Genomic DNA, 13,284 nt, shown 5'->3' with positions numbered 1-13,284 from the left:
AATTGTGCCAGTGGAACGCGTTTTTATAGTTGCACGCTTGACCAAATTTATTGCGATTGTCGGCCTGACCGGGATTGTCGGACTGTCGCTGGTGACCATCTTCGATATTCTGGGACGCGAATTGTTTAGTGTGCCCATCCCCGGCTTTAGTGATGTATTAGATTTATCTATTGTTTTTTCAGCAGCCGCCTGTTTTCCCGCCTCCCTTGCCGAAAGGCATCATGTTTCCGTCCAGTTTCTCGGGAATATTTTTCCCGGTCGCACAGGCGCAGCACTGGACCTGTTTGGTCACACGATTGCTTTAGTGGTAATGGCGTTGATCGCTTGGCAAGTCAGCACGCACAGCATCTCGGTCTTTGAGAATGAAGAAGTGACCTGGCTTTTAGGTGTCAAAATATGGCCTGTCTGGTTGTTGGTTTCGTTGATTTTTATCGTTTGTATTGTGGTTCAGGCTTTGGTGGTTGTGCAGATGTTTTTAGAAGTGCTGCACGGGGAAATCCCGGCGGAAGATGCCGAAGAAGGCAACACGGACGCTCATGATTATAAACACGTACCTGTCCGCGGTGGCATGGGAGAAGACGTATGACCCCCATTGAAGTTGGTATCACCGGGCTTGGTGCTCTGGTTCTTGTGATCTGTCTACATGTCCCGGTCGGGATTGCGATGGCTGTTGTCGGGGCAGGGGGCTTCCTTGTGCTGACCGGTAGCTGGTCGGGGATGTTCTCACTGTTTGGTACTGAAACCGTATCCATGCTGACCAATCAGGAATTTTCCGTGGTCATGACCTTTCTGTTGATGGGTGGTTTTGCGGGGATTGCCGGGTTGTCCGGTGATATTTACAAGCTCGCAAATGTCTGGATCGGACATTATCGCGGCGGCTTGGCGATGGCGACCATTGCAGGCTGTGGCGGATTTGGCGCGATCTCCGGGTCTTCTATTGCGACAACGGCGACTATGACCCGCATTGCAATGCCGGAAATGGAAAAACGCAATTATCTGCTGTCGCTCTGTTCCGGCACATTGGCCGCAGGCGGCACGCTCGGTTCCTTGATCCCACCGTCGATCATTATGGTGATTTATGCGGTGCAGGTGGAACAGTTTGTCATTGATATGTTCTTGGCGGCTGTGATGCCGGGGCTGTTGTCCATCTTCCTGTTCTTTATCGCTATTCGTGTTTATCTGATGATGAACCCGTCTGCGGCGGAAATTTCCCCGCGTGCAGAATGGGCGGAACGGTTGAAAGTGACCCGTAAAAGCTGGGGCGCGAGCGCTATTATCATTGTGGTGATGGGCGGGATTTATTCCGGTATCTTTACGGTCAATGAAGGTGCGGCAGTTGGGCTGGTGATGACCTTGGCCTTTGCCTATATGCGTGGTGCCTTAAAAGGACAGGCGTTTTGGGCGACGATCTATGAATCTGCGGGCTCTATTGCCCTGTTGTATCTGATCATGCTGGGCGCAAACATCTTTACCTACTTCATGACTTTGTCGCACATGCCGCAGGAAATTGTCGAGTGGGTGAAAAGTTTCGATATCCCGCCGATGGCGATTATCCTGATGCTGGTTGCCATGTATGTGGTGTTGGGCGCGGTCTTTGATGCGCTTGCCGGGATGGTCCTGACCCTGCCGTTTGTCTTCCCGCTGGTGACGGGCCTTGGGTTTGACCCGATCTGGTGGGGGATTATCAACGTGATGGTGATTGAAATCGGTATGATTACGCCGCCTGTGGGGATCAATGTCTTCGTCTTAAAAAGTCTCAGGCCTGAAATCCCGCTGAGCACCATTTACAAAGGGGTGCTGCCCTTCCTGATTGCCAATATTGTGGCGCTGTTTCTGGTGCTTTTCTTCCCTGAAATTGCCCTGTGGCTCCCCAATGCACTGCGTTAAGAAAAGAAGATCATAAAATGACACAAGAAAATCAAACTGCCGCCCTTCCACTTGCCGGGGTTCGTGTTCTGGACTTTACCCGTGTGGTCGCTGGACCGTTTTGCACCGGTATGATGGCGGACCTTGGCGCCGAGATCATGAAGGTCGAACCGCCAAGCGGGGATGACCAGCGTTTTATGGGCGCGGTCGTCGGGTCCGTAAGCGCGAACTTCGAGTTCATCAACCGCAACAAAAAAAGCATCAAGCTCGACCTTAAAAACGCGGAAGCGTTGGCCTTGGTCAAAGAGTTGGTTGAACAAGCCGATGTGGTGGTGGAAAATTTCCGCCCCGGTGTGACCAAGCGCTTGGGCATTGATTATGCGAGCTTGAAGGCGATTAACCCCAAGATCATTTACTGTTCCATCTCCGGCTTTGGTCAAGAGGGCAGCATGGCGAAATTGCCCAGCTATGATGTGATCGCCCAAGCCATGAGTGGCTTTATGAGTGTCACAGGGGAGGAGGGCCGCGCGCCTGTCTTTGCCGGGGACTCCATTGGGGATACGGTGTCTGGTGTCTATGCCGCCTGGGCCATTAGCACGGCGCTTTTCCAGCGTGAACGCACCCAGCAAGGTCAGCATCTGGATATTGCCATGTTTGATAGTCTGTTGTCTTTGTTGCCAACCGCTGTGACCCAATATCAGGTTACGGGTGTTGCGCCTAAACGCACGGGCAACCGTCATCCGCTGTCTGCCCCGTTCGGGTCTTATCAGGCGAAAGATGGCTATATCATCATCGCGGTTGCCAACCAGATTTTGTTCACCCGCCTGTGCGAAACCATGGGCATGCCGGAGATCTTGGACGATCCGCGTTTTGCCAGCGATAGCATCCGTTGTGAAAATGAAGCGGCTTTACGTGCCTTGATTGAAGGCTGGGCGAGCAATTATCCGGTGGAAGAAGCTGTACAGTTGCTGTCCCAAGCGGGTGTGCCTGCCTCGCCTGTTCTGGATGTGGAACAGGCGCTGGATAACGTGCAGGTGTCTGAACGTCAGCTCTTTACCCAAATCGACCACCCGGAACTGGGCAGCTTTAAACTGCCGGAACAGCCCGTCAAGTTTGGTGACGTGGCGCGTGGTCAGCAAAAACAAGCCCCGACATTGGGCGCGGACGGCGAAGCCCTGTTGAAAGACGTGCTCGGCTGGTCCGATGAAAAAATCCGCGACTTAAAAGCGCGAAATATTATTTAAGGAAGTCAGATTATGGATCTTGCATTCTCACCGGAAGACTTGCAGTTTTATGAACATGTGCGCGACACGCTGGCCGCAAACCTGCCCGCGGATATCGAGGAAAAAGAACGCCTTGGTCAGCGCCTGAGCAAAGAAGACATGCTGCGTTGGCAGGATGTGCTGGCCGCCAACAACTGGTTGGCAGCGGGTTGGCCTGCTGAATATGGCGGGCCGGGGTTTAACGCCACACGCCGATATTTGTTTGAACAGGCCTACGGGTCGTTATATGCCCCACCGCCTGTGCAGTTTGGCATCACGATGGTTGGCCCCGTGATCTATAACTACGCTAACCAAGAACAGAAAGACCGCTTCCTGCCAGCCATCCGCGAAAATAAAGTGTGGTGGTGTCAGGGCTATTCCGAACCGGGGGCGGGGTCTGACCTTGCCAGCCTGAAAACCAAAGCCGTGCGCGATGGTGATCATTATGTTGTAAACGGTCAGAAAACATGGACGACATGGGCCCATTGGGCGGACTGGATGTTCTGTCTTGTAAAGACTGATACGACCTGTAAGCCACAGGCGGGGATTTCCTTCCTGTTGATTGACATGAAGACGCCGGGGATCACCATTCGCCCGATCAAGACCATTGATGGCGATCACGAGGTCAACGAAGTCTTTTTGGAAAATGTCCGCGTCCCTGTTGAAAACCTGATCGGGGAAGAAGGGGCAGGCTGGGGCTACGGTAAAGCCTTGCTGGAACATGAACGCTTTATCATGTCCGGTTCCGCACGTTCACGCCGTAACCTGAAGGAACTGCGCAAACAAGTTGCTGCCAACAGCCCGTTTGCACAAGAAATTTCGCGCCTTGAAATTCAATTGCGCGCGCTTGAGTTTTTGGAACTGCGTCTGCTGTCCACCATGAACGCAGGCGGCAATCCGGGACCACGCGCGTCTGCCCTTAAAATTCGCGGTACAGAGATCGCGCAAGCCATTTCCCGCCTGCGTCTTGAAATGCTGGGGCCGGATGCGGTCGGTGTTTCCCAAGGGTTTATGGAAGCCGATGGCAGCTTGCCAGCAGGTCCGGCAGAAGCCGCGATGGCAATGCCGACCTATCTGAACTTGCGCAAACTGACCATTTGGGGCGGATCAAACGAGATCCAACGGATGGTTATGGCAAAAGCGACATTGGGCCTGTAAGGCGTAAAAGGAATAGGAACGCAGTTATGAATTTTGAATATGATGAAACCGAGCAAATGCTCGCCGATAGCGTTCATCGCTTTATGGACGACACAGCCGGTATGGAAAAAGCCCGCGCAGATGCGGCACTGGATAAAGGTTATTCAGCCGATAGCTGGAACACATGCGCGGAGATGGGCTGGCTTGCCGCCCCCTTTGCAGAAGAAAATGGCGGCTTTGGCCTAGGGGCTGTGGGCAGCATGATCGTGGAAGAGGCACTGGGCAAAGGTCTGTCGCCCCTGCCATACCTCACCAGCGTCGTGTTTTCTGGCAAAATCCTTGAGCAACTGGGCGAAGCTGTGGAAGATTTGCTGGAAGGCGTGATCTCCGGTGAAAAAGTGCTTAGCATTGCGTTGCATGAAACGGGTAAAGGCTATGGCTATGAAACACCCTCTACCACTGCCACCCTGCAAAATGGGGAATGGGTGGTGAACGGTGCCAAAAGCAACGTTGTCTCCGCAGGGGCAGCCGATGGCTTTATCGTGAGTGCCACTGTTGACGGTGATGGGTTCGGCCTGTTTTATGTGGAAGCGGGCGAAGTGGCCGCCAACATCCGCGAGATCAATTTGGTCGATAACCGCCGGGCTGGACATATCAGCTTTGTGGCTGCAAAAGCCGCCCGTCTTGATGAAGGCAACGGCCTTGAGATTTTCGACAATGCCTTGGATGAAGTCTTGATTGCTGCGGCATCGGAAAATCTGGGGGCTATGCAGGCTGCTTTTGATCAAACGTTGGAGTATGCGAAAATCCGCAAACAGTTTGGTAAAGAACTGGGCAAATTTCAGGTTTTGCAACACCGTCTGGTCGATATGTCCATCAAGGTTGAAGAAGCCCGGTCCATCATCATGGCCGCAGCAATGGCCTTGAAAGAAGGGCATGAGGATGCAAAATCCCTTAGCCGGGCAGCGTGGGTGCAATCGCTTTGGTCCGGTCGTCATGTGGGCGAAGAGGCCATTCAAATCCATGGCGGGATCGGCATGACGGACGAGCTGGAAATCGGCGATTTCGTCAAGCGGATTAACGCCAACGAATTGTTGTTTGGTATTCCCATGCACCATATTGAGAGATATAACACTCTCATGGCTTAAAACTCTTTTTTTATATGGGTAGGACATTATGGAGGCGCGTCAGCTTTGCTATTTTCTGATTGCATGTCAGCAACCAAATCATGCAACCGCGGCAAAGGAACTTGGGATCGCGCCCTCCACTCTCTCGACAAGTCTCAACCTGTTGGAAGAAGAGCTGGCCATCAAGTTGTTTCATCGTACACAACAGGGCTTCCACCCCACAAAGGAAGCCCGATGGCTCTATTCCAATGCGGAAATTATCTTGCGGGCGATTGAATCGGCACAGTCTTATATCCCCAATTACAAAGACGCTCCGCTCAACGAAATTACCATCACATCGTCGCTGAAGTTTTTTTTAGGGCGGCTCAGCAAAGCCTTAAGCGCGGCGATTGGCGAAGTGCAAAGCCAGTATATGGATGTGCTGTTTAGCGTGAACTTTCAGTTCGGCCTGCAATCGGCCTTAGGGTTGCGCACCTTACAGACCAATGTGTCTGAAACAGACCAGACCATCCATATCGAATATAAATCCCCCGACCTTGAAGATGGCTACGAAGAGCTGCCGATCTTTGAAGATCAATGGGTCGTGGTGTCAAACGAGATGCTGTGCGCCCCGACGGGTCAGGAATTTTCGATCCTAAGCATCGATAATATGCGCGCACTGGACCTGACCTTGCCGCGCCTGCCAGACAACCTGATGGCGGATGCGCTGAATTACTGTAAAGAAAACGGGCTAGGGGTGCCGAGTAATAGCGAAGAAGATATCGGCTCCCTCCCGCGTCTTTGTCAATCGGTTGAGGCCTTTGCCTTTTTAATCCCGGCAAGCACGCTGTCGTCACGCCTTGGGCAACGCAAGCTTTATCGTTATGAGCTGGAAACACCGCTGATTAGTCAGCTAATGGCCCGTATCGCCAGTGATCATCCGGCCGCAAAAAGTCTGGTGAAGGCCTTTTCCAGCCGTATCCTGAATATGGAAGAAAGCCACGTCTTTAATCCGCTGATTTCCCTGCGCCAAATTCATTACTTCACCTATGTCTATGAAGCGCGCAATATCTCGCTTGCCGCCAAACGTTTGCGCGTTGCGCAACCCGCTTTGTCCAGTCAGATCAAAAAGCTGGAGACGAATTTGGGCGTGCAGTTGTTTTCACGTCAACGCGGTGGATTGGATATTACACCCGAAGGGCATATCTTTGCGTCCTACGTCAATGTCATTAATGAGGCGCGCGAACGTATCCGCCGCGATGTGGTGGCTATTTCTGCACAACGACAATCGCGCCTGCGTATTGGCATGATCCCGATCATCGATAACGACTCCCCCATTGTGCGGGCGATGGCAAAGACCTTGTGCAAATGGAAGTCAATGTATCCAAACGTCAATGTGCAGGTGTTGGAAGGGCCAAACGATCTGTTGCAGGACTGGATATTGGATGGCACCGTCCATTTGGCCTTGGTGGAAACCGCCCCCGTGCAAGGCGGTCGCATTAAGCTCAATGGGGCGGAAGAATTGGGGCTGGTCAGTCACCCTGAGTATCAGGGCGTCACGGGGGATCATATCCCGGCTTCCGCGCTGGCAGGGGTGAAGCTGGTCCTGCCCACGCCGGTCTTTGGGATCAGGCGCATTATTGATGGCGATCTTGTCAGTGCGGTCAATCTGGATATCGCCATGGAGGTCAATTCCCTTGCCACCGTCATCGGTTTGGTGCGCACGTCTGAATATGCGACGATTCTGCCTCTGGCGGCGGTGGAAAGATATGTTGAACAGGGGATTTTGAAGTTTACGCCCATATCGGGCATGTCGATCTTTAGAAACACGTATATGACTTATTCCAACGAGCGCGAATTGACGGTCATGGAACGCGATTTTATCTCAATTTTGCGCGATAAGCTTGATATTTCAGCGGCTTAGAAATTGTGTCTCCTGTCGTCAACGACGGCGATAAGCAATTCAAAAATACATCTATGTAAGTTCAATATAACCTAGTTAACAGAAATACACCTTGTGGATGATACTCAAAATCCAACAAGGAGAAGTAAATGTTAGCTGAATGTGAACTCGTCTTAATCGGAAAGGTTGTTCTGACGGATCGTGTGATTGAAGACGGCTATGTTGCCCTGATTGGTGGGCGCATTGTCGCCATCGGTTCTGGTGATGCCCCCAAAGCCAAACAGACGATCAATTATAAAAACGATTACATTTTGCCGGGTGCCATTGACGCACAGGTCCATAGCCGTAGCCAAAAAGATCAAGAAGGCTTTGCCTGGTCCACCCGTTCTGCCGCAGCAGGTGGTGTCACAACCATCGTTGATATGCCCTATGACGATGGCGATCTGATTTGCAATGCTGAACGCCTGAGCTTGAAAGCGGAAGAAGCCAAGCGCGAATGTCGCGTGGATTTTGCCCTGTACGGCACCTGCCACCCCGAAGAAGGCGCGGCCAAAGTGCAGGAAATGGTCGAGGCGGGCGCCTGTTCCTTTAAATTCTCTACCTTTGGGACGCACCCTGAACGCTTCCCCCGCATCCCGCCGCACACCATGTACGAATGTTTTGCCGAGATCGCAAAATTTGGCTTAGCCGCTGGTGTCCATAACGAAAATCACGAGATGGTTACCCATATGTCCGGTCAAATTCAGGCGCAGGGCATTACGGATTACACAGCCCACGGCCTTAGCCGTCCGGCGATCACAGAAACACTGGCAATGGCGGAGATTTATGAAATCGGTGCCGCAACCGGATGTTCGGCCCATGTGGTGCATTGTTCGGTCGGGCGGGGCTATGACATGTGCGCGGCCTATCGCCAGCAAGGGTTTGATACGACCATTGAAGCCTGTGTTCACTATTTGACGCTGAATGAAGAAGACCATGTCGCCAAGCTGGGCGGTAAAGCCAAGATCAACCCGCCGATCCGCCCGAAAGCGGAAGTGGAGAAGCTCTGGGCGCATCTGGCAGCAGGCAATGTGACTTTGGTCTCCACCGATCACGTTAGCTGGTCAGAAAATCGCAAGACAGACCCGAACATGCTCAAAAACTCCTCCGGTGTACCGGGTCTGGAAGTGCTCTATGGCCTGTTGTTGAAAGGTCTGCATGAGCGCGGCTTGCCCTTTACGTGGGCAGCGCGTTTGCTGGCGAAAAATCCGGCAGAACATTTCCGCCTGTCTCACCGCAAAGGCGCGATTGAGATCGGCAAGGACGCGGATATCGTTGTGATGCGCCATGCACCTTATCGCTACAAGGCAGGCGAAAGCGGTCACAACGTCGTGGATTGGAGTCCCTATGAAGGGATGGAACTGCCATACCGTCCGGTTGCGACCTATGTGCGCGGCGAACTGGTCTTTAAAGACGGCGACGTGATCGCTGAGCCGGGCAACGGGGACTATATTACCCCGCTCACCGCCAAGATTGAAAAGGCGTAAAACCTCATGTCTGATGAACAAAAACAAAACCACAACTGGGCTGCAAACCAGCAACGCCTGTGGGATGACCTGATGGCGTTGGGGGAATTGACCGAACCGGGTATCCCTTATACCCGTCGATCTTTCTCCGAGATGTTTTTAAAGGGCCGCGACTATTTGACCAAACGCTTTGAAGAAGCCGGTCTGGATACGTTTGTGGATGAAAATGGCAACCTGATCGGTCGTCTGGAAGGCACAGACCCTGAGCGCGGCACCCTGATGATCGGCTCACACAGTGACACCGTTCCCGGTGGCGGGCGCTTTGACGGGGTTGCAGGTGTGGTCGCAGGTCTTGAAGTGGCACGTGCCTTAAAAGATGCGGGCATTCGCCTGAAACATAACCTTGAGATCGTGGATTGTCTGGCAGAGGAAATGAGCGAATACGGCCTTTCCTGCATCGGGACGCGCGGCATGACCGGACAGTTAAAGCCGGAAATGCTGGACTATAAAGGCCCGAACGAGGAAAGCTTGCGTGACGCCATCACCCGTATGGGCGGCAAGCCTGATGCCATCAAACAGGAAAGCCGCAAAGACATCAAAGGCTATCTGGAACTGCATATCGAACAAGGCAAAGTCCTTGAAACAGCAGGACTTGATATCGGGGTTGTGACCACGATTGTCGGCATCACGCGGATTGAAATCACCGTTAAAGGCCTGCCCGATCATGCCGGGACTACGCCGATGGACCTGCGCAAAGACGCTCTCAGCGGTGCAGTGGAAATTATCGCGGGCATCCGTGACAAAGCCAAAGAGATCGCGAAAAAAGGCGAAGGCTATTTTGTTGCGACAACGGGGGAAGTCACCGTTGAGCCAAACGCGGCAAACGTGGTGCCGAGCACCGTTAAGTTGGTGATTGACTCGCGTGCCCAGACCCGCGTGTTGATGGAAGAGTTTTTGGCTTTCATTAATGACGTGATGCCCAATCTCGCCACCGCCCAAGGGGTGGAGGTTAGCGAGGTGAAAATCCTATCAGACTCCCTTCATTCTGAATGTGATGACGACTTAAGCGATCTGGTTAAGGACATGTCGGATCAGTTGGGTCTGACCTCTATGCGCATGACGTCTGGTGCGGGCCATGATGCGGCCTTTTTCTCGCGCATTGCCCCGACGGCGATGGTGTTTGTCCCCTGTAAAGATGGTCGCAGCCACTGCCCGGAAGAATGGTCGGAACCCGAACAGATCGCAGCCGGCACCGCCGTTGTGTTTGAAACCTTATGCAAGATGGATGCGCGCTAAGTCCGCGCGTCTTTATCCATACAACTGAATAGATGATTTTGAATTGGAGTAAGTAAATGGGTCGTATTCTAACCCTTGAAGACGTTGAATTTGCCATCAAAGGTGGATCAATTTATGCCGCAGGTGGCGGTGGCTGGGCCGATCATGGTCGTATGCTGGGCACCGCAGCAGTCAATGCCGGACAGCCCGAACTGGTCAGCATGGACGAAGTCGAAGACGATGCATGGATTGCCACAGCTGCCGCAATCGGTGCGCCCGCCGGAACAACCGAGTGGGAAATGTTGGGGATTGACTATGTAAACGCCGTTCGTTTGCTGCAAGACCGCCTCGGCGCGCCGGTTTATGGCCTGATGGTGGGGCAAAACGGTAAATCCTCCACGCTAAATGCTTGGTTGCCGTCTGCAATCTTGGGTACAAAAGTGATTGATGCGGTTGGTGATCTGCGCGCCCACCCGACAGGCGATATGGGCTCTATCGGTATGGCCAACAGCACGGAACCAATGATCCAGACCGCTGTTGGCGGCAACCGCAAAAACAATTCTTACATCGAGTTGGTGGTAGAAGGCGCAACGGCGAAAGTCTCCCCGATTTTGCGCACAGCATCTGATATGTCCGGCGGCTTTATCGCCTCTTGCCGCAACCCCTTGAAAGCATCCTATGTGCGTGAAAATGCGGCACTGGGCGGGATTTCCATGGCCTTGGCATTAGGCGAAGCGATCACGGATGCGGAACCTAAAGGCGGTTCTGCGGTTATCGATGCGATCTGCAAAACCACCAAAGGTTACATTCTAGTGGAAGGTAAAGTCACGGATAAATCCGTGGTCTATACCTCCGAAGCATTTGACGTGGGCACCATCACGGTCACCAACGAAAAGGGCGATCATGTCCTGCACGTCATGAACGAATATATGGCGGTGGACGGACCGGGCGGTCAGCGTCAGGCGACCTATCCTGATGTGATCACGACCCTGAACCCGGACGGTTTCCCCTTAAGTGTCGGGGAAGTGGAAGAAGGCATGACCATTCATGTGCTGCACGTTTCAAAAGATCAAATTCCGCTGAGTTCGTCTGTGATTGATCCAGCCGTCTATCCGTCCGTTGAAGCCACCATGGGCATCAACCTGTCCGACTATGCCTTGGCGAAATAAAAGTAAGTAAGTGAGTTAAAAATGAAAAAGACATTTGATGTAACGTCCGGTACCGAGCTGCGTTGTAAGGGCTGGCGTCAGGAAGCCTTGTTGCGCCTGTTGGAAAACGTGCTGGCAGTTGGCGAAGACCCGGAAAATCTGGTGGTTTACGCAGCCCTTGGGCGCGCCGCACGTGATTGGCCGTCCCATGACGCCATCGTTGAAACCCTCAAGACGATGGAAGAAGACGAAACACTCATCGTTCAATCCGGTAAGCCCATCGGCGTGATGAAAACCCACGTGGATGCCCCGCTGTGTGTGATGGCAAACTGTAATATCGTTGGTCAATGGGCGAAGTCTGAAAACTTCTATAAATGGGAAAAAGAAAACCTCATTTGCTGGGGTGGCCTGACAGCGGGTGACTGGCAGTATATCGGCTCCCAAGGGGTTATTCAGGGCACTTATGAGATTTTCAGCATCATCGGGGAACGTCACTTTGACAGCAATCTTGCCGGTCGCTTTATCCTGACCGCTGGCTTAGGCGGCATGGGCGGCGCGCAGCCGTTGGCAGGCAGCATGGCAAATGCGGCAACCCTTTGTATTGAAATTGACCCGGTGCGCATCCAAAAACGCATCGAAATCGGTTTCCTGCAATATCAAGCAAAAGATCTCGACGAAGCCTTGGCCATGATCCAGAAAGCGGTTGAGGAAAAGAAAGCCATTTCTGTTGGTTTGTGTGGCAACGCTGCAGAGATTTATCCAGAGATTCTCAAGCGTGGCATCGTGCCGGATATTGTGACAGACCAAACATCTGCCCACGATCTGGTTTATGGCTACGTCCCGCACACTCGTACGCTGGAAGAAGCCCGTTCCTTGCGCGCGGATCACAAAGACATCCTGATGAAAGAAGGGCGCGAAAGTATCGTCCAGCACGTCACCGCGATGTTGGAATTCCAGAAAAAGGGCGCGATTGTTTTTGATAACGGGAACCTGATCCGCACGCATGCCAAAGACGGCGGTGTGGAAGACGCGTTTGATATTCCGATCTTTACAGAAGCCTTCTTGCGTCCGTTGTTCTGCCGCGCGATCGGTCCGTTCCGTTGGATTGCGTTGTCCAATGATGCAGAAGATATCCGCAAGATCGACGACTTCCTGCTGGAACGTTTTGCCGACAATGATCGTGTAACAAACTGGATCCGTCTGGCGCGTGAAAATGTCCCGTTTGAAGGTCTACCGGCCCGTATCGCCTGGATTGGTCATGGCGAACGTACAGAGCTTGCCTTGGCAGTCAACGAAATGGTCAAGTCCGGTCATCTGTCCGGTCCGGTTGCCTTTACCCGTGACCATCTGGACGCAGGCGGCATGGCCCACCCGAACATCATGACGGAAAAAATGAAAGACGGGTCCGATGCGATTGCTGATTGGCCTTTGTTGAACGCGATGATGAGCTGTTCTTCCCGCGCTGATCTGGTGGCTATCCACTCCGGTGGTGGCGGGTACGCAGGCTATATGACCTCAGCCGGGATTACCGTTGTTGCTGATGGCACGGACGCGGCAGCACAACGTCTTGAAAATTCAATCACCAACGATACGGCGCTTGGCGTGATGCGGTATGCAGACGCAGGCTACGAAGAGTCGTATGACGAGATTGAAAAGAAAAACATCAAGCGCATCGCGCTTTGATGTAGGTGTCTCCCAAGAAGAGAGGTGGCTGTAAGTGCAACGGCAGTCACCTCTCGACTGGGGGAGTTTGATTTATTTATTCATTCACGCGAAAAAGAGATTTGATGATGAAAGTCCTCGTCGCAGTAAAGCGCGTAATTGATTACAACGTGAATGTCCGCGTAAAGCCGGACAACACGGGAGTTGAAACGGCAAACGTCAAAATGTCCATGAACCCATTTGACGAAATCGCTGTTGAAGAAGCCATTCGCCTGAAAGAAGCGGGCACAGCAACGGAAGTTGTTGTCGTTTCTATGGGGGAGAAAAAATGTCAGGAAACCATCCGTACCGCTTTGGCGATGGGTGCAGACCGTGGCATTTTGGTTGAAACCGATGACGAGCTGGAGCCGTTGGCAGTTG

At 52.8% G+C, this 13,284-nt stretch carries 11 protein-coding genes; all 11 read left to right on the top strand.

Features of this window, described 5'->3' with window-relative positions; all coding sequences use genetic code 11:
• The first annotated feature begins 4 nt into the window (after positions 1 to 4).
• Positions 5 to 586 (top strand): TRAP transporter small permease, encoded by a 582-nt coding sequence (locus Q397_RS0114675; RefSeq protein ID WP_028880063.1) that lies wholly within the window; start codon positions 5 to 7, stop codon positions 584 to 586.
• Positions 583 to 1,887, top strand: a complete 1,305-nt coding sequence (locus tag Q397_RS0114670; RefSeq protein ID WP_028880062.1) for a TRAP transporter large permease — start codon at positions 583 to 585, stop codon at positions 1,885 to 1,887. The genes Q397_RS0114675 and Q397_RS0114670 overlap by 4 nt, the downstream gene beginning before the upstream one ends.
• Before the next feature lie 17 nt (positions 1,888 to 1,904).
• A complete protein-coding gene (locus Q397_RS0114665; protein ID WP_028880061.1) occupies positions 1,905 to 3,110 on the top strand; it encodes a CaiB/BaiF CoA transferase family protein in 1,206 nt (401 codons plus the stop codon).
• Positions 3,111 to 3,122: 12 nt separating this feature from the next.
• Positions 3,123 to 4,286 (top strand): acyl-CoA dehydrogenase family protein, encoded by a 1,164-nt coding sequence (locus Q397_RS0114660; protein WP_028880060.1) that lies wholly within the window; start codon positions 3,123 to 3,125, stop codon positions 4,284 to 4,286.
• 26 nt (positions 4,287 to 4,312) lie between these two features.
• Positions 4,313 to 5,413, top strand: a complete 1,101-nt coding sequence (locus Q397_RS24330; protein WP_051610083.1) for an acyl-CoA dehydrogenase family protein — start codon at positions 4,313 to 4,315, stop codon at positions 5,411 to 5,413.
• A 28-nt stretch (positions 5,414 to 5,441) separates the two neighbouring features.
• A complete protein-coding gene (locus tag Q397_RS0114650; protein ID WP_028880059.1) occupies positions 5,442 to 7,295 on the top strand; it encodes a LysR family transcriptional regulator in 1,854 nt (617 codons plus the stop codon).
• 128 nt (positions 7,296 to 7,423) lie between these two features.
• Positions 7,424 to 8,800, top strand: coding sequence for a dihydroorotase (locus Q397_RS0114645; protein WP_028880058.1), 1,377 nt, complete (start codon positions 7,424 to 7,426; stop codon positions 8,798 to 8,800).
• Between the two features lie 6 nt (positions 8,801 to 8,806).
• On the top strand, positions 8,807 to 10,075 hold the full coding sequence (locus Q397_RS0114640; protein ID WP_038014154.1) for a Zn-dependent hydrolase: 1,269 nt from the start codon (positions 8,807 to 8,809) through the stop codon (positions 10,073 to 10,075).
• A gap of 56 nt (positions 10,076 to 10,131) precedes the next feature.
• Positions 10,132 to 11,223: a DUF917 domain-containing protein gene (locus Q397_RS0114635; RefSeq protein ID WP_028880056.1), complete on the top strand. Its 1,092-nt coding sequence runs from the start codon at positions 10,132 to 10,134 to the stop codon at positions 11,221 to 11,223.
• A gap of 21 nt (positions 11,224 to 11,244) precedes the next feature.
• Positions 11,245 to 12,885 carry a urocanate hydratase gene (locus tag Q397_RS0114630; RefSeq protein WP_028880055.1) on the top strand — a complete coding sequence of 547 codons (1,641 nt, stop codon included), beginning with the start codon at positions 11,245 to 11,247 and terminating at the stop codon, positions 12,883 to 12,885.
• Positions 12,886 to 12,992: 107 nt separating this feature from the next.
• Positions 12,993 to 13,284 (top strand): electron transfer flavoprotein subunit beta/FixA family protein (locus Q397_RS0114625; RefSeq protein WP_038014151.1); only part of this gene is annotated, 292 nt, incomplete at its 3' end.

The sequence above is a fragment of the Terasakiella pusilla DSM 6293 genome (genome assembly GCF_000688235.1).
In the GTDB taxonomy this organism is placed as follows: Bacteria; Pseudomonadota; Alphaproteobacteria; order Rhodospirillales; family Terasakiellaceae; genus Terasakiella; species Terasakiella pusilla.
This window is presented reverse-complemented; position numbering and strand designations above follow the sequence as displayed.